Here is a 19,593-nt window from a genome sequence, read left to right on the forward strand (position 1 = left end):
GCGCGAAGCTCGGACTCACTCCTGGTTGTACGCCGCTTCGAGCTTCGCGATGTCCAGCTTGACCATTTGCATCATCGCGTCCATTGCGCGTTTGGTCTTCGCCGGATCCTTGCCCGTCAGGAACTTCATCATCACGGTCGGCACGATCTGCCACGACATGCCGTAACGATCCGTCAGCCAGCCGCATTGCACGGGCGAACCGCCGCCTTCGAGCAGCTTGTCCCACAGCGTATCGACTTCCTCTTGCGTTTCGCATTTCACGAACATCGAAATCGCCGGCGAAAACGTGTACTGCGGGCCGCCGTTCAACGCGACGAATTCGCGGTCTTCCAGATGGAAGGTGATCGTGAGCACTTCGCCCGCCTTGCTTGGCACGGAATCGCCGTAACGGGTCACGTCACCGATGCTCGAATTCTTAAAGATGCCCGTGTAGAACTGGACGGCTTCCTCCGCATTGCCGTCGAACCACAGACACGTCGCAATCTTGTCCATTACGTCTCCTTGAATTGTCGAGGCGGGCGCGGCGCGCATCGACCGCACGATGTGCAGCCGCAACCCGCGCCATTCGTTATTGGCGGCCTTGTGCCATCTGTTCCATCGCCGACTTCATTTCGTCGGGCGTGACGTCGCGCTTGTGCGTCGCGACGGACCACCGGTGGCCGAACGGATCTTCCACCTGACCGTAACGGTCGCCCCAGAACATGTCGGTGGCGGGCATCGTCACCTTCGCGCCCGCTGCTTCCGCCTGCGCGATGGTGGCGTCCGCGTCTTCGACATACAGATGCAGCACGACAGGCGTGCCCTTGAGCGCCTTCGGCCCGTACGATGCCCCGCCGCCGCAATCGGGCATTTCGTCGACCAGCATCAGCGTCGAATCGCCGATTTTCAGCGACGCGTGCATCAGCTTGCCGCCCGGGCCGGGCAGACGCACCTGCTCGACTGCATTGAACGCTTTCTTGTAGAAATCGATTGCTTCGGCCGCGCCCGCGACGATGATGTGCGGTGTCAACGTATGCATCCCTTCGGGGATGGGTTTGACGGCTGGCGTGGACATGATCGTGTCTCCTGATGTGAAGAGGTTTCATGAGTGACGAAGTTTCGCCGATGAGCGAGTCTTCATCACTACGACGAGTAAGCCATCTTCAGATCGACACGCGCAACCGTTTATTTTTTCGAGCCGGATCGAATCGACCGGAATCCGCTCAAACGGGCCGCCAGTGACCGGGCACCCACTGCCAGTGATTGCCTTCCCAACGATAGTGACCCTTCACCCAGTGGTAACCCGGCGCCGGCGGCGCGGGCATCACTTCGGCGACGGGCGCGGGCTGCGCCGGCCGCACAGGTTCGGCGACATAGCAGGCAGACAGCGTCGTTGCGCAGAGCGCGCCTGCCAGCAGCGTGCGCAACTTCGTGGATTTCATGTTCGGTGCATGCATCGAGATACTCTCCCTGTGTAATAGCCGGATGGCTTTGATTGTTAAATCCGTCCGCGCCAACTAAACGCGGATCAGGCCCGTCATCGGCTGCGTGCTGCCCGCCTGGGCGAACAGCGTGCGCGCAGCGCGATGCGGATCGAGTGCCAGGCTTTCGCTCGCGACGCCGGCGATCAGCGCATCGAGCGACGCCGTCGGCTTGAGGTCGCGTCCTTCGTACAGATCGCCGTTGCGCAAGCCCGGCCAGTCGGCGACGACGCGCCCGCCCGCCACCGCGCCGCCGATCACCATCGCCACCGACGCCGTGCCATGGTCCGTGCCGCCCGTCCCGTTCGCCGCCGCCGTTCGGCCGAACTCGGTCGCGACCAGCACCGTCGTTTTGCTCCAGGCCGGTCCGAGCCCATCGCGCAATGCAGCGAGCATCGTGTCGAGCGCCTTTAGCTGCGCGGCGAGGCGCGGCATCTGCGCGCTGTGCGTGTCCCAGCCGCCCGTTTCGATCATCGCGATTCGCGGCCCGTCATCGCGTGCCAGAAAACCGGCCGCGAGCTTGCCGAGACTCGCCGGGTCCTGACGCGCGCCCGCGTCACCCGCGAGACCGCGCGCCGCCATCGCCGATTCCCACAGCGGGCGCAACTGCGCATCCTGTTCGTAGAGTTGCGAGACGCGCGTGAGCAGATCGTCGGGCGCTTGCGGCAAGCCGGAAGGCGCGTACGACGCGACATTCGCCTGCCCTCGCAACGCCATCGGCACGGTCGGCGCAAACGCAATCGCGTTTTCATGCGTCACCGCGCGGTTCGACGGATTCGCGCCCGGCATCATGCCGACAAGTCGATTGAGCCAGCCGTCCTTCACCTGATACGCGGACGTCCCGCCCGTCTCCAGCACGTTCTGCCCGTCGAAATGCGAGCGGTCCCGATACGGCGACGCAACCGCGTGGACGAACAGCGCCTCGCGCTGGCCATACATCTGCCCGATCTGCACGAGCGACGGATGCAGCGCGAACGTGCCGTCGAGTTTCGTCGACGCCGAGGTGTCGACGGCCAGCGCGCCGCGCAACGTTGCATAAGCAGGATCGGCATACGGCACGACGATGTTCAGGCCGTCGGCGGCACCGCGCTGGATCACGAACACGAAACGGCGGTCGGTGGCGGCGCGCGCGAACACCATCTGCGGCGCGACGAGCATCGCGCCCGCGCCGGCGGCTGCCACGCGCATGAAACTGCGGCGAGTGAACATGGTCATCTCCGTTGAAAATCGGGCGAGACAAGCAGCAACGCCAGTGCCGTCGACGCGCTTTCCGCTCGCGACACCGCCGTTTGCGTCGGCTCGCTGAGCGAACCCGCCATCAGCGTCGAGCCGAGCGAGCGGGCATCGAGCCGGTCGCCAACGCGCGCCGCGAAACGCTGCGCAATTTCGACGCGTCGCACGAGCGCATCGGGCGCGGCCCAGCTTGCGGCGATGTCGTCGTAACCGGCGGGCGAGCCGGGCCGCCACACCTGCTGGCCGAGCTGCGTGAGCACGGGCGCCATCTGCACGACGCGCGCGCCGTCGTTCGGTTCGCGCATGCCGAGGCCGCGCATCGACGAAATCGTCCAGTCCCACGGCGACTTGAACTTGACGGCCACAGGCGACCACGCGGCATCGCTTGCAATCAACGCGCGATATACCGTCGGCAGATCGCCGCGGCTGCGCATGAACGCTGTCGCCAGTTGATCGACGACATCGGGCGGCGGATTGTCCGCGACGAAGTGGCGCGCGAGCTTGGTCGCGATATGCGTCGCGGTGGCGGGCGCGCTCGACAGGTCGTGCAGCACGGCGAGGGTTTGCGCTTCGCCCGGCTGATCGTAGCGGCGGCCCATGATGGTCCGCGTGCCCGGCTCGTGCAGCGGCGCGCGGAACACGAACGCGCCCGGCGGCGCGTTGTTGGGTTGCGGCCCTTGCGCAGCGGCGATGCTCCAGCCCGTCATCGTGCGCGCGAACTCGGTCACGTCGTCCTGCGTATAGCCGCTGCGCACGCCGAGCGTGTGCAGTTCCATGATTTCGCGCGCCAGGTTTTCGTTGAGGCCCGGCTTGCGATTCGGATTGCGTTGTGCGGCGCGCATCGCGGCGACGCTGTCGGGACCGACCGAGCGCGTCTGGTCGAGAAACAGCTGCATCGCGGGATGACGCTCGACGGCCACCAGCATGTCTTCGAAGCGGCCGAGCACATGCGGGCGAATCGCCTCCGCCTCGAACGCGCCGGCATACGGCGCGACGGCGCCTTTATCGACGGATACGGCAAAGTGATTCGCCCAGAAATGCACGAGCCGTTCGACGAAAGGCGCGGGTGTCGTCAGTGCGCTCGCGACGCGGGCGTTCACAGCCGACCGGTAAGTGTCGCGCGACTCCATGCGCACCGCTTTGTTCGCGGCCTGGCGGGCGGCTTTGCGGGCATCTTCAGGGCTGGCGGCCGCGTTGGGCTGGCTGGTTGCGTTCGTCGCGCTCGTTGCGCTCGTCGCGTTCGTGGCGTTGTTGGTATTCGCCATCGCCTGCTGGCGCTCATCGGCGAGTTGCGCGGCGATGGCCAGCGAACCCGGTTGCGCGGCCCATGCAGCCGGCATCGGCTGATAGGCGTCGAACTGCGTGAGCAGCCAATGCTTCGGATCGGCGGGCGGCGCTTCATCGGCACGCGCGCCGAGGCCGAAGCGGTTCAGCGCGATCGCGGCCGCACTCAACGGTGGCGCCGTCATTGCAGCAGGTGAATTGGCCATGCTCACTCCTCTCCGATGCGAGCCGAAGGCGCTCGCCCGTCGTATGTCGTTCGATATGGGTTAAACGGAGCGTGCGGCGCTTTTCCGTCGCTGCTTTTGCGTCGAGCGCGGAAAAATCATTCGCTCGCAGGCTGATCGCCCTGTTCCTGCTGCGAGCGCTGCTGGGCCTGCCGTTGCGCCTGCGTCTGCGGGAGACGCCATTGACCGCGTTCGCGCAAACCCTCGGCGAACTTCACGCGCTCGTCGGGCGACAAGGTCGCGGCAAAATCGGCCACGCTTTGCTCGACCCGCGAGCGCAACGCGATATCGGCTTCGCGCGTGCGGTTCAGCGCCATATCGAGCGCCGTGCGATCCAGCTGCGGCGCGGCCAGCAGACGCAGCACTTCGCGCCGCTCCTCGCGGCCTTCGCGCGCATAGTCGCGCGCTTCGCGGCGAGCGGACTTCAGCGCATCGACGAACTGCTTCTGGCGCTCCGCCGACAACTCTTCCGCCGCGAATCGCAACGCGCGCGGCTGCGGCTGCGCGGCCGTCACCGTCGTGCGGCCATGCGCGACGAACCACTGATACGCGCCGCCCGCCACGCCGCCAATCAGAAACACGTTGAGCACCAGCGAGCCGATCAACAGAAATTTCCAGGCGCGTCCGCTCATTCGCCACTCCAGTCTGCGGCTGTGCCGCCAAATCCAGTTGTCAGATACGAAGATTCCGGTCCCGGCGACGGATTGCCCGTCACGAGGAAAAACGACACCGCGAACGCCCCCGCCAGGCCGCCGATCAGCCCGACGCCCGCGAACGCGGCGCCCGACCACCACAAACCCGCGCGCCGCGAACGGCTGCCCGGCCAGGTCAGAGGCAGCCAACGCGGACGGCGACGGCGCACAGGCGCCGAAGCGACGACGCGTTCAACGAAAGCCGGATCGGGCGCGGCGACGGTATCGCTTGCGAGCCACATGTCGAGTTGCGCAGCCTCTGCCAGCAGCGCGTCCGCTTCGCCGCGATGCTGTTCGGCCCACGCGCTCGCCGCCGCGCGTTCGTCCGCGGGCCAGTTGCGTGCGTCGGCGCCATAGGCATCGACGATTGCGCGAAATCTCTCTGGTGTCATCGCGTGTTCCTCGTTCCGGCGGGATCGTCGCCCGCCAGCTGCGCGCGCAAGCTGCGCCGCGCACGCGCCAGCAGACTTTCGAGCGCGTCGACGGTAATGCCCATCAGCGCGGCCGCTTCGATGTTCGACAGTTCCTGGTAGTAATTGAGCACGAGCGCCTCACGCTGGCGCGCCGGCAATGCGGCGAGCGCGGCGCGCACACGCGCATCGCGCGACTGCGCTTCGAGTTGTGTATCGGGAGCGGCGGCGGGATCGGCGTCGTCGGGCGGTTCGTCCGTGGGCTCTTCGCGATGCGCGCGCAAGCGGTCGTAGCAAAGGTTCAGCGCCACGCGATGCAGCCACGTGTCGAACCGCGCCTCGCCTTCGCGCCAGCGTGGCGCCTGTTTCCAGATGCGCATGAACGCTTCCTGCGCGACGTCTTCCGCTTCCATACGGTCTCCCAGCATCCGCGTGGCGAGCGCCAGCAGACGCGGCAACTTGCGCGCGACGAGCGTGCGAACGGCGGCCGGCTCCTGCCTGCCGACGCCCGCAACCAGTTCCGCGTCCGGATCGCGCTCGCTCAATGCGCGCCGCTCCGCGTATGTCGCGTATGTCGCGGACATCGCGCGTCATGTCGCGCGACGAGGTGTTCTGTCGTCACTTGCAGTCGCTCCCTGTTGTTCTGATCGAGTGACTTCGAAGAAACGCAGCGGACCGCGCGATGCGGCCCGCCAGCGTCCATTCGGCCCGTTCAATATACGACGACAGCCGGGCGGTAGTAGTAAGGCCGCCCCGGCACCACGACGCAGCCCGCGAGCGTCACTGCCAGCAACGCCAGCAACAAGAGTTTCTTCATCGCTTTCTCCTGTCGCCCGTCAGCGCGCCCAATGCGCCGGCACCCAATGCCAGTTCGGACCGCGTGCTACCCAGTGGCCCGGCATCCAGCGATAGCCCGGACGCGTCGCCTGCCAGTGGCCCGGCGCCCACATGTAGCGGCCGCCCGCCCAGCGCCAGTGGCCGGGATCCCACGCGTAACCGGCGCGCGGCGGCGGAACGACTTCCGTGCGCGGCGCGGGCGGCGCCATCGGCGCGACGATGACCGCCTGCGCAAAGGCCGCCGTCGCGCTCAGCGCGACCACGCCCGCCCCGAGCAGGCGCATGAGTGTATGCATGTTCATGGCGTTCTCCCTGAATCGATTACCGGTCCGAAAGCGGCCGGTTTCAGGGTTAAACGCACGAGCCGCGAAAATCCGTCGCGGAAATTTTCGCGGGCTCGGGGGACGGTGGCGCGGGCATGGGGGAATCGGTATCGTCAAGGCTGGACTTCACACGACAGGAGCGCCGCGTGACAAACAACAACTGGTTCTCGAAGTTCTCGACGGGTCTCTCGACGATGGCCGGCAAACCGGCGACGTTCGTCATCGCGGTGGTGCTGGTGGTCGTGTGGGGCGTCAGCGGGCCGATGTTCCATTTCAGCGATACGTGGCAACTGGTGATCAATACGTCGACGACGATCGTCACCTTTCTGATGGTCTTTTTGATCCAGAACACGCAGAACCGCGACACGGCCGCGATGCAGATCAAGCTCGACGAACTGATCCGCGCGCTGGACGGCGCGCATAACGCGCTGCTCGATCTCGAAGAACTGAACGAGAAGGATCTCACGCGCTTTCGCAAGCGCTACGAGCAACTGGCCGAAGAGGCGCGCGGCAAGCTGCGTTCGGGCGGCAAGGACACGGACTCGCCGTTTATCGACGACAGCGAAGCCGACGAAGACAAAGGCGACGGCAAGAATCGCGACGCGCATTGAGCCATGACGAAAGCGACGCCGCCCGTTCTGCACGATGCCGCCGAAGGTCACTCGCTGGCGCGGCACTATCCGCGCGGGCTGCGCATCGATCCGCATTCGCATACGTGGGCGCAGGTGCTGTACGCGGTGTCGGGCGTGATGTGGGTCGAGGCGGGACGCGAGGCGCTCGTCGTGCCGCCGCAGCGCGCCGTGTGGCTGCCCGCGGGCACCGAGCATTCGATCCACATGATGAGCGACGTCGAGATGCGCAACCTGTATTTCCACGAGCGCGACATCGGTCATCTGAGCGCACGCAGCGACGTGTTCGAGATCAACGGCCTGCTGCGCGAACTGATTGCGTCGATCGCCGAACATGAAGAGGCGCAGACCCGCGACGACGATTATCTGAGCGCCGCGTACCGGCTCGCGATGCTCGAACTCACGCATGCGCCGCGCTCGTCGCTGCGTATTCCGCTGCCCGACGCATCGGACCGGCGGCTCGACGCGCTGTGCCGCGCGGTGATCGACAATCCGTCGAACGCGATCAGCTTCGAGCAGCATGCCGATGCCGTGGGCGCGAGCGTGCGCACGCTGGCGCGGCTTTTCACGCGTGCGCTGGGCATCGGCTTCGCGGAGTGGCGCAGACAGGTGCAACTGGCCGTCGCCGTGTCGGGATTGGCCGAAGGGCGCCCCGTCAGCAGCATCGCGCGTGAACTCGGCTATCTGCCGAGCAGTTTCAGCGACATGTTCCGCCGCGAACTCGGTGCGTCGCCGACCGACTTCGATCCGCACGCGACGCTGGCTGGATCGGCTGCGATAAAGTCCTGAGGCGTGCCGCCAAGCGCGCGTGCTGCCGTTGAGCGAGAATCAGGGACGTTGGCGACGCACATCGCGGTCCGTGCCGTCGTCGCCGCGGCCAAACCTTAAACCTGAGGAAACATCAAATGAGCAAGGGATACTGGGTCACCTCCTACCGCAAGATCAACGACGCAGAGGCGCTCGGCGCCTACGCGAAACTCGCGCTGCCCGCGATCACGGCGGCAGGCGGCAAGTTCATCGTGCGTAGCGCTGCCGAAGAAGTGCGCGAACACGGCCTGAAGGAACGCACAGTCGTGATCGAATTCCCGACCTACGAGCAGGCCGTCGCGGCCTACGACAGCCCCGAATACAAGAACGCGCTGGCCGCATTGGGCGATGCCGCCGAACGCGATCTGCGCATCGTGCGCGGCGCGGAATAATGTTTTAGCCTGGCGTTGCGGTTGCGCTTCGACGTGAACCGCAACGTCGCCTGGTAGCTCAGTAGCGAATCACCATCGGCAGACCGGCGCTGTCGCGCGGTTCTTCATCGGGCAGCCGCACTGCGCTGCCTACCGCGATGCGGCGCGCGCTCCACAGCACCGCAAACGCATCCAGTACGTCATCCTTTTGCACATGCCGCGCGATACGTTCGTCGAGCGCGGTTTGCAACGGTGCGCCGAAGTCGGGAGCGAGCAACGCTTTTCTTTTGGCATGTCCCGGCTCTTTGGCTTTTCCTTCGATGAGTCCCATCGCCTCGCCGCCTTGCTCCACTTGAAGCTGCATGAACGCAAGCTCAGGATGAACTTCGAACACGCGTGACGCATCGCGCGGACTGTCACGCAACGCCGTGTCGACTTCGGCGATCTTGCGCAGAATGTTGAACGCCTGCTGCGAAATGCCTTTGCCCGTCGCTTCGCGGTTTCTCGCGCACGCTTCCCGATACTCGCCGATGCCCAGCGTCTGACGGACGGGCGTCTGAAACACCGACGCGCTGCGCGGCCATTTGAGACGCTTCCGCGCTTCGGCATCGCACGCGCGAAAACCCGTCGATGACAGACCGATCGGCATATCGACGGCGACGATTGCAGGCGCGGGCGCCCACGCAAGCAGCGCAGCAAACGACTCGCAAATGCGCGCTTCGATTGCGCCCGTCCGTGCGTCCTGCCGGACCGCGTACCAGCCGCCCTTGCAGCCATCCACGCCGAGCAGGTCCGTCTTCATTCCCCGCATGCACTCGCCCCTGTCCGATATTCGAAAGCACTTGTCTGAACGCCGTCTCGCCGGTCACCTAGACTTGCCGCATACGACACATTTCGCAGGAGCAGCAATGAAAGCGATCCAGTTCAACTCTTTTGGCGGCCCGGAAGTCCTCAATCTCGTCGATCTGCCGACGCCCGTCGCCGATGCCGATAGCGCCATCGTGCAGGTGAAGGCAGCGTCGGTGAATCCGAGCGACGTCAAGAACCTCTCCGGCCATTTCGATCACACGACCTTGCCGCGCACGCCTGGCCGCGACTTCAGCGGCGTCGTGTCGGACGGCCCCGCCGAGTGGATCGGTGCGGAAGTATGGGGCACAGGTGGCGACATCGGCTTCACGCGTGACGGCACGCACGCGCAGTTCATCAGGATTCCCGTCGGCGCGCTGTCGCGCAAGCCGCGCGCGCTCACGCACGAACAGGCAGCGGCGATCGGCGTGAATTTCGTGGTCGCGTGGCTCGGCGTGGTCGACTATGCGAAGCTGGTGGCGGGCGAAACGGTCGCCGTGATCGGCGCGAGCGGCGGCGTCGGCGGCGCGGTCGTGCAGATTGCTAAGTCGCGCGGCTGTCGGGTGATTGCTGTGGATCGCCGCGAGCCGGATGCGGATTCGCCTGCGGGCAGGCTGCTCGACCACTACGTGCCGCTCGACGAGCACGCGGCCGAACGCGTGAAGGCACTCGGCGGCGCGGATGTGGTGTACGACGCGGTCGGTGGCGTCGCCTTCGAAACGGCGCTGAAGCTCGCGAAATGGCGCGGCCGCGTGGTCGAAATCAGCGCGACGGGCAAGCGGCGCGTAGATTTCGATCTGATCGACTTCTATCACAACGAGACACAACTGTTCGGCGCGGACAGCGCGAAGCTCGGCGTCGCCGACTCCGCGCGCATGATGACGGAACTGGCCGACGTGTTCGACAGCGGCGCATTGCAGGCGCCGTCGATCGCGCAAACCTTCCCGCTCGAACGGGCGCGCGACGCTTATGCCGCCGTCGCAGGCGGCACCCGCGGACGCGTCGTCATCACGATGTGACGCACGTTCACCACTATCCGGAGGCTGATATGAAACCGTATATCGTGTCGCTGGCGGCGGGTGTCGTCGTCGGTCTGCTGTACAACATCGTCGATGTGAAATCGCCCGCGCCGCCGATCGTCGCGCTGCTCGGACTGCTCGGCATGGTCGCGGGAGAACACGCGATTCCGTTCGTGCGCTCGCTGCTGACTCACGTAACCAGCTGACGCATGGAAGCGAACGTCTACTGCATCCGTCCCGGCGCGCCGCTCATTTCGGCCGCGCGTTCGAGCAGCAGTTCACGTTCGCGCCCGTTGCGCGTCATCGACGCGGCCCGTTCGAACTCGGCGCGCGCTTCATCGTTTCGGCCGAGCTTCGCGAGCAGATCGCCACGCACGCTCGGCAGCCAGTGATAGTTCTTTAGCACAGGCTCGGCGGCGAGCGCATCGACGAGTTCGAGCGCGGCCATCGGACCATACGCCATACCGACAGCCACCGCCCGGTTCAGATCGACAACGGGCGACGGCGCGACTTCCGCGAGCGCATCGTAGAGCGCGACGATCTGCACCCAGTCCGTCTCCGCCGCCGTGCGGGCGCGCGCGTGGCACGCGGCGAGCGCGGCCTGCAACGTATAAGGACCGCTCATGCCGCCGAGCGCTTCCGAGCGCTCCAGCGCAGTCAGCCCACGGCGAATCAGCAGAGGATCCCAACGGCTGCGGTCCTGTTCGAGCAGCAGCACGGGACGCCCTTGCGCATCGACGCGCGCATGCGTGCGCGACGCCTGAATCTCCATCAACGCGACGAGTCCGTGCACTTCGCTTTCGTCGGGCATCAGACCAGCCAGCACGCGACCTAGCCGCAATGCTTCCTCGCACAGCGACGGACGCATCCAGTCGTCGCCCGCCGTCGCCGAATAGCCTTCGTTGAAGATCAGATAAATCACTTCGAGCACGGACGCGAGCCGCACCGCGCGGTCTTTCGCCTGGGGGACTTCGAACGGCACCTTCGCCGCCGACAGCGTCTTCTTCGCGCGCACGATACGTTGCGCAATCGTCGGCTCGGGCACGAGAAACGCGCGCGCGATTTCATCTGTCGTCAGACCGCCGAGCAGGCGCAGCGTCAGCGAAACGCGCGCGTCTTTCGACAGCACCGGGTGACACGCGGTGAACACGAGCCGCAGCAGATCGTCGCCGATGTCGTCGGCACGCGCGGCGTCGAGCGCATCGACGAAATCGGGCACGATATGCGCCTCGCGCGCGTCCATGTCTGCGCCGAGTTCTTCGTGCTTGCGCGCGTGCAGCGCATCCCGACGCCAGCGGTCGAACGCGCGGTTCTTTGCCGTCGCCATCAGCCACGCCCCGGGGTTGTCGGGCACGCCCGCGTTCGGCCAGGTTTCGAGCGCGGCCACCAGCGCGTCCTGCGCAAGCTCCTCGGCCACGCCGACATCGCGCACGATCCGCGCGACGTGAGCGATGACTTTCGCGGATTCGATCCGCCAGACCGCCTCGATGGCACGATGGGTCGCAGCCGTCGTCACGGCGGCCTCAGGTGGCGTCCGCCGCCAGCATCGGCGCGTTCGGATCCATGTACATCAATTCCCAGATGTGGCCGTCGAGATCCTCGATGCTGCGCCCGTACATGAAGCCGTGATCCTGCGCCGGACGCGGCTGCGCGCCGCCCGCGGCGAGCGCCTTGTCGGCGAGTTCGTCGACTTGCGCGCGGCTGTCGCACGACAGGCAGATCAGCGCTTCCGTGCTCTCCTTCGCGTTGCACAGCGTCTTGTTCGTGAAGGTCTGGAAAAAGTCCTTCGCGAGCAGCATCGCGTAGATGTTTTCGCCGATCACCATGCAGGTCGCCTGGTCGTTGGTGAATCTCGCATCGAATGTGAAGCCGAGTTGCGAGAAGAAAGCCGTGGATTTTTCCACGCTGTCGACGGCCAGGTTCACGTAGATCTGCTTGTGCATGATTGTTCTTCCGTTTGGTTTTGGATGCGCCACGCTGACGGCGCGGAGAGATCAGTGGTTCGCGCCTTCGATCTTGCGAAAGCGTTCCATCTGCTGGCCCGGCTCGAAGTCGTCGAGGTCGTACATCTGACGCACTTCGATCTCGCCGTCCGCGTCTTCGCCGAACGGCGCGGGGAAACGCCGCGCCCACTCCATCGCTTCTTCGCGTGAGCGCACCTGGATCACGGTATAGCCTGCGATCAGCGTTTGCGTGTCGGCGAACGGCCCTTCCGTCACGGTCCGTTCGCCGTTCGCGTAGTGCACGCGCCAGCCCTTCGCGCTGGGTTGCAGGCCGCAGGCATCGAGCAGCACGCCCGCTTTCTGCAGCGCTTCGTGGTACGTCGCCATCGATGCAATCAGCGCTTCCTCCGGCATCTTGCCGGCTTCGCTGTCTGCCGTGGCCTTCACGATAATCATGAATCGCATCGCCGTCTCTCCTCGTGGATGAAGGAAGCCCCGTGGCGGCCTCTTACTTCCACGACGAGCGGCGCGCAGTCAGATCGACATCCCGCCGCGCCAGGGAAAACCCTCGCGACGTTGCGATATCAGTATTCGTAGCAGGGCGCGACCTTGCGGATCTCGATCGTGCACCACTCGGCCGCGGGGCATTGCTCGGCTAGCGCGAAGGCTTCGTCGTAGGTATCGACGTTCAGCAGAAAGAAGCCGCCGATCATTTCCTTCGCTTCGGCAAACGGGCCGTCGAGCAGGCGCGTCTGTCCATCGCGCTTTTCGATGCGCACACCCGTCTTGGCGGGCGACAGCGACTCGGCGGCGATCAGTTGTCCGCGCGACTGCAGTTCGGCGCGGTATTTCAGCATGCGGTCGTAGACGGCGCGGCCCGCGACTTCGCCGCGTTCCTCGCGTTGTTCGGTGGGTTCGACGATGAGCAGCATGTAAGACATGGGGACTCCGTGTTCCGGTTGTCGGGACCGCTGCGTTCGAGAGATGCCGTACTTCGTGAGCCGGGTGGCGCGGCGGGCGATGTCAGCAATCGTGGTCTGCTGGCGAAGGCAGTCTAGCAAAGTGGCATCGCGGGCGGGAAAGGTCTGCTGCGCAAGTGGGCATTCCGCTGACGGAAATGGCACGACCCTTGCTGATTCATCGGTATGTTCAATCATGCAGGGGCACGACATGTGGAAACGCTATATCGTGCGCGCCGCGATCGCAGCGGTTGCGCTGGTGCCGTTCGTGACGGGATGCACCGTAGGCGGCGCGGCAGCCGGCGGCTACGTGGGCCACGAGACGACGCATAGCACGGTAGGCACCGTGGGCGGCGCCGTCGCGGGCGGGATCATCGGTCACGAACTTGGCAAGTGACGGCGAGTGGAAAATGTTTAAAAGCTTTGAAAAGGTGGCGATCTGATTTGATTGCCGCCTTTTCGCTTTCTTTAAATGACATTGCTGCGTGTTTTCTATGCCAATTTGAAAAAATCCATTTTCTTTGACGTTTTTATTGTCTCCACGCAGAAATCCGATATTCGCTAATTTGAGATTAGCTCGCAATTTTTCGATGATCCATATAATATAAAAACGTTCAATTTGCTTTTTGATTTATGACACATTTTTTTGGTGTTGCTTGTCACGCTCCATCGCTTACAGCTGTTGGCGCTTAGTCGTCTTCCGAACGTTGTTCCGAGAGCATTTATCTCAAATTATTCGGCATTAGTCTTTCGTTGCCATATCACAACAATAATATTTATACCAATAAAATAGATATCTCATCTTAAAAATAAAACGCAAATTAAATCAATCGTCTAATCCGAACATCATGGTTTATTTCTTTTTCGGAAATAAACCATTTCCAATTCTATTATCAATCGATAGTTAGGGTACCTTTCTATACTTGCGCTTCCCCAAACAGGGCAAGTTGAGTTGTCTTGCTTCGTACAGGACGTGGCATGCATCGCTGTCCGTTTGTATTCAAGCCTCGTATTGCCCCTTGAACTGAAGGAAGCACACATGAAGAAGATTCTGATCGCGACGGCAGTGGCTGCCTCGTTCGCCTCGCTCGCCCACGCACAGAGCAGCGTCACGCTGTACGGCACGCTGGACGCAGGCATCACCTACACCAGCAACGTCGGCGGCCACTCGCAGTGGGCAGTCGGAAGCGGCTCCGTCGATGAAAACCGCTTCGGCCTGCGCGGCGTCGAAGACCTCGGCGGCGGCCTGAAGACGATCTTCACGTTGGAGCAAGGCTTCAACCTGAACAACGGTTCGCAGGCGACGGGCGGCAAGATGTTCTCGCGCCAGGCTTTCGTCGGTCTGTCGAGCCAGGCTGGTACGGTCACGCTCGGCCGTCAGTACGATGCGATGCAAGACTTCGTCTCGCCGCTGTCGGCAACGGGTAGCTGGGGCGGCACGAACTTCGCGCACATCGGCAACGTGGACCACCTCGACAAGAACAGCGCCGACGCGACGAACAACTCGATCAAGTACACGAGCGCGAACTACGCCGGCCTTTCGTTCGGCGGCACGTACGGTTTCTCGAACGACTCGAAGTTCGCGAACAACCGCGCGTACAGCTTCGGCGCTGGTTACGAAAACGCTGGCCTGCGTATCGGCGCGGGCTATGCGCAGCAGAACAACCCCGGCGGTGCTAACGCTGCGGGCAATGTCGTCGGGGCCTATGATTCCGCTGACTCCGGCATCGCTGCTCCCGAAGGCCTGACGTTCCGTTCGCGTCAGTTCGGTGCGGGCGCAAGCTACGCGTTCGGCCCGGCTGTTATCGGCCTTGCATGGACGCAAGCTCGCATCGACAACGTCACGGGCACGACCGTGTCGGCACATACGAACAACTACGAAGTCAACGCGAAGTACAACCTGACTCCGGCTCTGGGCCTGGGCGCCGCTTACACGTACACCAAGGGCGCAGTCAGCGACTTCAACTTCCACGCAAACCAGTTCGGCCTGCAAGGCGACTTCGCGTTGTCCAAGCGCACGGACGTGTACGCACAAGGCGTGTACCAGATCACGAGCGCTGCCGACAGCGCCGCTCCCGCTGCCATCATCGACAACGGCAACGTGACGGGTCTGTCGTCGTCGCGCCGCCAGGCTGTCGCATCGGTGGGTCTGCGTCACCGCTTCTAAACGAACACGACGCGCGGCGGATCGATGCGTACGATCGATCCGCCGTAAGCTCGGGCCCGCGAGGCGACCACGACGCCCGCACGTTCTCCGGAACGTGCGGGCTTTGTCTATTGAATCGGCAAGAGAACAAGGAAGCGCGACGCATCAAGCCATCCGCTTCAACTCCTTCTGCAGCCGGTCGAAGTTCTCTTCGTTCGCCTTGACCGCGAACGTCTTCACCTGCGCGCACACGGCAGGCGTCTCGAACAGCATGCGAAACGTGATGCGCGTCTGCGCGTCGCTGATTGAATCGAAGGTGGCTGTGACGCGAAAGTACGGCCCGGACACATGATCGAACACGATCCGCTCGGGCGCGACGATCTCGACGAACACACTGTGATTTTTATAATCGACGCCATCCGGCCCGTGCATCACGAAGCGCCAGTTGCCGCCGGGACGCAGATCGAATTCGTGGAAGGAATTGGTGAAGCCCTTGGGGCCCCACCAGTGCGCGAGGTGCGCCGCGTCTGTCCACGCGCTGAAGACGAGATCGCGCGGAAAATCGAACACGCGCGTCGATACGATTTGCAGATCCGCGATAGGCGGAGTTGCGTCGCCATCCTCGGACATGAGACAGCCTCCTTCGAACAATACGCCGCGTCCGCCCGATGCCGGGCGGACTATTCAAGCATAGTGCATTGTCGAAGTATCGAACGCATGCGGCGCGCGACGCTCAGGGTAAAACGCGCAATGAATGCGCGATGCCGAACGTTGAAGCGCCTAAGGTCCGATCAATAGAGGCAAAGATCAGATGGCAACCGACTCCGCCGACGGCTCGATCGGAATCACGCGCCGCGCCGCAGGCGCACCGCACTGCCGCAAGAGATCGCGCAGATCGTTGATCACCGGAAAGACTTCGTGATTCCAGTCCGCGCCCTGCGCGTCGTGCGCGGCCTGTTCGAGTTCGACGATCCAGCGATCCTCCGCGAAGATGCGCTCGGTGAACCACACCAGCAGCGGCCACGCGATGTCGAGCAACGCGCCGATCTTCGGCCGCTTGATCGACAGGAGGCCGAACGTGCGATTGGTGCGCTGTTCGCTATCGAGCGGCACATAGCAGATCCACAGGTCCATCACGATCGTCCCGTCCGACGTGCGAATCTTCAGCGTCTGAAACGGATACTGCGTGCGGATCGTCATCACATCCTTGTGATCTTCCCGCGTGCTGTTGCGGCTCTGCCCGAACACGAGCGCCTCGCCGATCGGCTGCTGGCCCGCTTCGCGCGCGAACGTGTAGTCCACTTCGACCCAGTCGTCGCCGCGCCGCCGTCCGAGCGAACGTGCGCGCATCTTGCCCATCTGCTTGCGATGCAAAAACTGATGGTTCATGTCCATCAGGTTTTCGTGCATGAACGAGTAATGGCAAGCCACTTCGCGGCCGAAGCGGCGCGTCTTGTAGGCTTTGTCGGCGACCGAGCCGAGCGGCGGCAGCGGCATCGTTTCGGCGAGTTCGGCTTTGCCGGGAAACACGAAAATCAGCCCTTCCGATTCGCGGCACGGATACGCGCGCACACCGTTCGGCAGGCGTTCACGGCCCAGATACGGCACGTCGATGCATTTGCCCGAGCAGTCGTAGGTCCAGCCGTGATAGCCGCAGCGGATCGCCTCGCCGTCCACCACGCCGCCGCTCAGCGGAACCTGTCGATGCGCGCAGCGATCCTCCAGCGCGATCACCTTGCCCGATTCCGTACGCGCCAGCACGATCGGCTCGCCAGCGAAACGCACGGCGTGCGTCTTGCCGCGCTTCACTTCGCGCGACCAGGCGAGCGGATACCAGTGATCGGGATGGATGTCGACGCGACGCAGATCGCGCACGGCGGGTTTGTTAGTGTTATCGACGGAACTGCTGTCCAACGGAGCGACTACATGCATGAACGAGGCCTCCCGGTACAACGGTCGGCTGGTCGCGGGGACCGAGCCGGTGTGATAGTTGGTAATCCGATGTCCCGCCCAGTCTACTAGAAGTCGCCGCCGAGAATCATGAGGGCTGACCGCAGGTAGTGTGCCGGTAGAGCTTACCGACCTGCCCCGGCCCTTCGCTGCCGCGCCAAAAACAAAAGCGGCGCCGAAGCGCCGCCTTTGCGGTTCGTTGCAATCGCAACGCTCAAATTGCGCTCAACGACGTCATATCACGCTGATATGAGCGCCCATATGCGCGAACGACGCTCAACGCGTCGCCTGCGTCGCGCCGACCAGACCCGCGCGATGCTGTTTGCCCCACGTCTTGCCGCCGCGCAAAAATTGCAGCCAGCCGAGCGCCGCGCCCGTGTGGCGCAGCAACTGGAACGTGAACGGCTCGGCGATCGCGGCGGCCACGGCCATCGGCAGACTCGTGCCGCGCGTGAGCCCCGTCCAGCGGCGATACAGATGGATGCTCCACACGTAGAACGCGAGGTCGATCGCCGTCTTGAGCCCGATCACGCTGAAAATCGACACGACGATCGTCCCATGACCGCCGAACACGAAGCCCAGCAGCAGCGCGAACGCGGTCAGGCCGTAGATGGGCTGCATCGTGTCGAACGCCTTGACGGGCAGCATCAGACGGCCGAGCGTGCCGTAGCGCGCGTTGCCCGTCATGTCGCGATTCCAGTACTGCGTCTGCAGGAAGCCCGCGAACCAGCGGCGGCGCTGGCGCAGGAACGCGCCGAGCGTCGCGGGCGCTTCCGTCTGCGCATGTGCGTCGCCGACCACCCGGACTTCCCAGCCCAGATCGCGATCGACGGAATAGCGCCGCAGCCGGTGAATCAGTTCGTAATCTTCGACGAGGCATTGCCCATCGAACCCGCCGACGGCAACCAGCGCCTTGCGCTGAAACGACGCAAACGCGCCCGACACCAGCAGCAGGCTGTCGGCCCGCATCCACGCGAAACGCGCGATGAAGTTGCGCATGTATTCGTAGGTCTGGAACCACTGGAACACGCGTCCGCTCGCCGTGCGATCGCAGACGGGCACGAGGATGCCCGTCGCCGCGACCAGCTTCGGCGATTGCGCGAAGGCCGCGCGCATCGCCAGCGTCGCGTCGTCGGCGAGCAGCGTGTCGGCGTCGACGGTCATGACCGTTTCCGTCGTCATCACTTCGATCGCGGCGTTCAGCGCGGGCGCTTTCCCGCCATGCGGCACGCGCAGCCAGTACAGATTCGGATAGCGGCTGCTGGGTGCGCTCAGTTCGCCCGGCACCGGCTCGACGAGGCCGAAGCGGCGCGTCAGCAGATCGCGCGTGCCGTCGGTGGAACCGTCGTCGGCAATCACGATCTGCGCCGGGCCATGCGTCTGCCGCAGCAGCGCGGCGAGCGTCACGGGCAGCACGCCCGCCTCGTTGTGCGCGGCGACGATCACGCCCATCGACGGCAGGTCCGCGGCGTCGGCGGAACGGTGCGCGGGTAGCGAGCGGCGAATCAGCGGCAAGGTCTTCACCGTCACGAACGCGAGCAGCAGCGTGTCGTAAAGCACGTAAGCGATGCCCGTCGACCACGCGAGCGCGCCATGCAGAAAGAACGCACGCGCGAACAGCAGCAGCCACAGCGCGGTCACGCTGCCGTGAATCACGGCGCTCTGCCACGTCCCCTTGCGCGGGTTGATGCGCGGCGACGCAGCGGCGAGCGCTTCGCGCAGCGACAGCTTCGGACGCGAGCCCGCTGCATTCGACGGCTCGCCGGCCAATGCAGGGTTTATCAGCGTGACGTCTTCGTCGATCACATCGATGTCCATCACGGCACCATCCGCTTGATGACGGAATGACGGTCGAGCAGCTCATGCTTCAGCGCGCCGCCGATATGCATCGCCAGCAGCGCATATAGCGCGTAGCCGAGATACGTGTGCAACATGCCGAACCGGTCGTGCAGCGGCTCTTTCACGGCGGGATCGAGATTCATGATCAGGCCGATGCGCGGAAACGGGATCACGCCGAACAGATGCATCGGATGCGTCGCGGCTGCCTTCCATGCGGAGTCGTGCATCCAGCCCGACAGCGGCAGCGCGATCATCAGGAAGTACAGCAGGAAATGCGCGACATGCGCGGCCATCCGTTCCCACGACGGAAACTCGCGCGGCAGCGGCGGCGGCCGGTGCGACGCGCGCCACAGCACGCGCAGCAGCGCGAGACCGAGCACCGTGATGCCGATCGACTTGTGCGTATCGATGACGGGGCGCACCCAGTCGTCAGGCAACGAATCGGCGGAAAGGCCGAGAACCACGTTCACGATGATCAGCACGGCGATCAGCCAGTGCAGGATCATCGCCGTGCGGGTGTAGCGGGACGCATGCGCCGGCGCGGAAAGCGCGTCGATGCCGTCGCGCGCGGCCGTGCGGGATGTTGTCGATGTGTTCATGAGCCGTTCTGGTTGGAAATCG

At 64.4% G+C, this 19,593-nt stretch carries 26 protein-coding genes; 7 read left to right on the forward strand and 19 right to left on the reverse strand.

The features are described 5' to 3' along the window. Nucleotides 1–15: 15 nt before the first annotated feature. From QEN71_RS16145 to QEN71_RS16190, 10 genes are all read right to left on the reverse strand, one after another. Complete coding sequence (locus tag QEN71_RS16145) at nt 16–492, reverse strand: VOC family protein (protein WP_201648508.1); 477 nt, start codon at nt 490–492, stop codon at nt 16–18. A 76-nt stretch (nt 493–568) separates the two neighbouring features. Continuing rightward, nucleotides 569–1,054, reverse strand: a complete 486-nt coding sequence (locus QEN71_RS16150; RefSeq protein ID WP_028363809.1) for a VOC family protein — start codon at nt 1,052–1,054, stop codon at nt 569–571. A gap of 148 nt (nt 1,055–1,202) precedes the next feature. After that, complete coding sequence (locus tag QEN71_RS16155; RefSeq protein WP_233471687.1) at nt 1,203–1,421, reverse strand: YXWGXW repeat-containing protein; 219 nt, start codon at nt 1,419–1,421, stop codon at nt 1,203–1,205. 75 nt (nt 1,422–1,496) lie between these two features. Further along, a complete protein-coding gene (locus tag QEN71_RS16160) occupies nt 1,497–2,669 on the reverse strand; it encodes a DUF1501 domain-containing protein (protein ID WP_201648506.1) in 1,173 nt (390 codons plus the stop codon). Between the two features lie 2 nt (nt 2,670–2,671). Continuing rightward, on the reverse strand, nt 2,672–4,183 hold the full coding sequence (locus QEN71_RS16165; RefSeq protein WP_201648505.1) for a DUF1800 domain-containing protein: 1,512 nt from the start codon (nt 4,181–4,183) through the stop codon (nt 2,672–2,674). A 116-nt stretch (nt 4,184–4,299) separates the two neighbouring features. Continuing rightward, nucleotides 4,300–4,833 (reverse strand): periplasmic heavy metal sensor, encoded by a 534-nt coding sequence (locus QEN71_RS16170; RefSeq protein ID WP_201648504.1) that lies wholly within the window; start codon nt 4,831–4,833, stop codon nt 4,300–4,302. Then, nucleotides 4,830–5,285: a hypothetical protein gene (locus tag QEN71_RS16175; RefSeq protein WP_201648503.1), complete on the reverse strand. Its 456-nt coding sequence runs from the start codon at nt 5,283–5,285 to the stop codon at nt 4,830–4,832. Before QEN71_RS16175 ends, QEN71_RS16170 begins: the two co-directional genes overlap by 4 nt. Then, complete coding sequence (locus QEN71_RS16180) at nt 5,282–5,848, reverse strand: RNA polymerase sigma factor (RefSeq protein ID WP_233471702.1); 567 nt, start codon at nt 5,846–5,848, stop codon at nt 5,282–5,284. The genes QEN71_RS16175 and QEN71_RS16180 overlap by 4 nt, the downstream gene beginning before the upstream one ends. Before the next feature lie 167 nt (nt 5,849–6,015). After that, nucleotides 6,016–6,120 carry a lipoprotein gene (locus QEN71_RS16185; RefSeq protein ID WP_233471685.1) on the reverse strand — a complete coding sequence of 35 codons (105 nt, stop codon included), beginning with the start codon at nt 6,118–6,120 and terminating at the stop codon, nt 6,016–6,018. Nucleotides 6,121–6,139: 19 nt separating this feature from the next. Then, complete coding sequence (locus QEN71_RS16190; RefSeq protein WP_201648501.1) at nt 6,140–6,442, reverse strand: YXWGXW repeat-containing protein; 303 nt, start codon at nt 6,440–6,442, stop codon at nt 6,140–6,142. A gap of 215 nt (nt 6,443–6,657) precedes the next feature. Here QEN71_RS16190 and QEN71_RS16195 point away from each other — a divergent pair, with 215 nt between their 5' ends. From QEN71_RS16195 to QEN71_RS16205, 3 genes are all read left to right on the forward strand, one after another. Next, a complete protein-coding gene (locus tag QEN71_RS16195) occupies nt 6,658–7,074 on the forward strand; it encodes a low affinity iron permease family protein (protein WP_407675472.1) in 417 nt (138 codons plus the stop codon). A 3-nt stretch (nt 7,075–7,077) separates the two neighbouring features. After that, the gene (locus QEN71_RS16200; protein WP_201648499.1) at nt 7,078–7,881 is read left to right on the forward strand and encodes an AraC family transcriptional regulator; all 804 of its coding nucleotides are present in this window, start codon (nt 7,078–7,080) and stop codon (nt 7,879–7,881) included. 116 nt (nt 7,882–7,997) lie between these two features. Beyond that, on the forward strand, nt 7,998–8,291 hold the full coding sequence (locus tag QEN71_RS16205) for a DUF1330 domain-containing protein (protein ID WP_201648498.1): 294 nt from the start codon (nt 7,998–8,000) through the stop codon (nt 8,289–8,291). A gap of 58 nt (nt 8,292–8,349) precedes the next feature. Here the strand turns inward: QEN71_RS16205 and QEN71_RS16210 are convergent, their stop codons facing one another. Continuing rightward, the gene (locus QEN71_RS16210; protein WP_233471684.1) at nt 8,350–9,072 is read right to left on the reverse strand and encodes a DUF429 domain-containing protein; all 723 of its coding nucleotides are present in this window, start codon (nt 9,070–9,072) and stop codon (nt 8,350–8,352) included. Nucleotides 9,073–9,178: 106 nt separating this feature from the next. Between QEN71_RS16210 and QEN71_RS16215 the strand changes: the two genes are divergently transcribed. Continuing rightward, nucleotides 9,179–10,135, forward strand: a complete 957-nt coding sequence (locus QEN71_RS16215) for a quinone oxidoreductase family protein (RefSeq protein ID WP_201648496.1) — start codon at nt 9,179–9,181, stop codon at nt 10,133–10,135. Between the two features lie 29 nt (nt 10,136–10,164). Next, a complete protein-coding gene (locus QEN71_RS16220; protein ID WP_007582992.1) occupies nt 10,165–10,341 on the forward strand; it encodes a DUF1427 family protein in 177 nt (58 codons plus the stop codon). 17 nt (nt 10,342–10,358) lie between these two features. On the opposite strand, the gene QEN71_RS16225 is transcribed toward QEN71_RS16220, so the two are convergent. The 4 genes from QEN71_RS16225 to QEN71_RS16240 all read right to left on the reverse strand — a co-directional run bounded on the left by QEN71_RS16225 (nt 10,359) and on the right by QEN71_RS16240 (nt 13,019). Beyond that, nucleotides 10,359–11,651 (reverse strand): RNA polymerase sigma factor, encoded by a 1,293-nt coding sequence (locus QEN71_RS16225; RefSeq protein WP_201648495.1) that lies wholly within the window; start codon nt 11,649–11,651, stop codon nt 10,359–10,361. A 7-nt stretch (nt 11,652–11,658) separates the two neighbouring features. After that, the gene (locus tag QEN71_RS16230) at nt 11,659–12,078 is read right to left on the reverse strand and encodes a VOC family protein (RefSeq protein ID WP_201648494.1); all 420 of its coding nucleotides are present in this window, start codon (nt 12,076–12,078) and stop codon (nt 11,659–11,661) included. 51 nt (nt 12,079–12,129) lie between these two features. Further along, entirely contained in the window at nt 12,130–12,543 is a 414-nt protein-coding gene (locus QEN71_RS16235; RefSeq protein ID WP_201648493.1) for a YciI family protein, read from the reverse strand. Between the two features lie 119 nt (nt 12,544–12,662). After that, entirely contained in the window at nt 12,663–13,019 is a 357-nt protein-coding gene (locus QEN71_RS16240) for a YciI family protein (protein WP_201648492.1), read from the reverse strand. Nucleotides 13,020–13,248: 229 nt separating this feature from the next. Between QEN71_RS16240 and QEN71_RS16245 the strand changes: the two genes are divergently transcribed. Beyond that, the gene (locus QEN71_RS16245) at nt 13,249–13,434 is read left to right on the forward strand and encodes a glycine zipper 2TM domain-containing protein (protein ID WP_201648491.1); all 186 of its coding nucleotides are present in this window, start codon (nt 13,249–13,251) and stop codon (nt 13,432–13,434) included. Between the two features lie 642 nt (nt 13,435–14,076). Then, a complete protein-coding gene (locus QEN71_RS16250) occupies nt 14,077–15,204 on the forward strand; it encodes a porin (protein WP_201648490.1) in 1,128 nt (375 codons plus the stop codon). Between the two features lie 144 nt (nt 15,205–15,348). On the opposite strand, the gene QEN71_RS16255 is transcribed toward QEN71_RS16250, so the two are convergent. From QEN71_RS16255 to QEN71_RS16270, 4 genes are all read right to left on the reverse strand, one after another. After that, on the reverse strand, nt 15,349–15,813 hold the full coding sequence (locus tag QEN71_RS16255) for an SRPBCC family protein (protein ID WP_201648489.1): 465 nt from the start codon (nt 15,811–15,813) through the stop codon (nt 15,349–15,351). A 177-nt stretch (nt 15,814–15,990) separates the two neighbouring features. Next, entirely contained in the window at nt 15,991–17,115 is a 1,125-nt protein-coding gene (locus QEN71_RS16260) for an aromatic ring-hydroxylating oxygenase subunit alpha (RefSeq protein WP_201648488.1), read from the reverse strand. A 294-nt stretch (nt 17,116–17,409) separates the two neighbouring features. After that, on the reverse strand, nt 17,410–18,951 hold the full coding sequence (locus QEN71_RS16265) for a glycosyltransferase family 2 protein (RefSeq protein ID WP_233471701.1): 1,542 nt from the start codon (nt 18,949–18,951) through the stop codon (nt 17,410–17,412). Next, nucleotides 18,951–19,571 carry a cytochrome b gene (locus QEN71_RS16270; RefSeq protein WP_201648487.1) on the reverse strand — a complete coding sequence of 207 codons (621 nt, stop codon included), beginning with the start codon at nt 19,569–19,571 and terminating at the stop codon, nt 18,951–18,953. The genes QEN71_RS16265 and QEN71_RS16270 overlap by 1 nt, the downstream gene beginning before the upstream one ends. Nucleotides 19,572–19,593 lie beyond the last annotated feature (22 nt).

Origin of the sequence: Paraburkholderia sabiae, assembly GCF_030412785.1 — a bacterium.
GTDB lineage: Bacteria > Pseudomonadota > Gammaproteobacteria > Burkholderiales > Burkholderiaceae > Paraburkholderia > Paraburkholderia sabiae.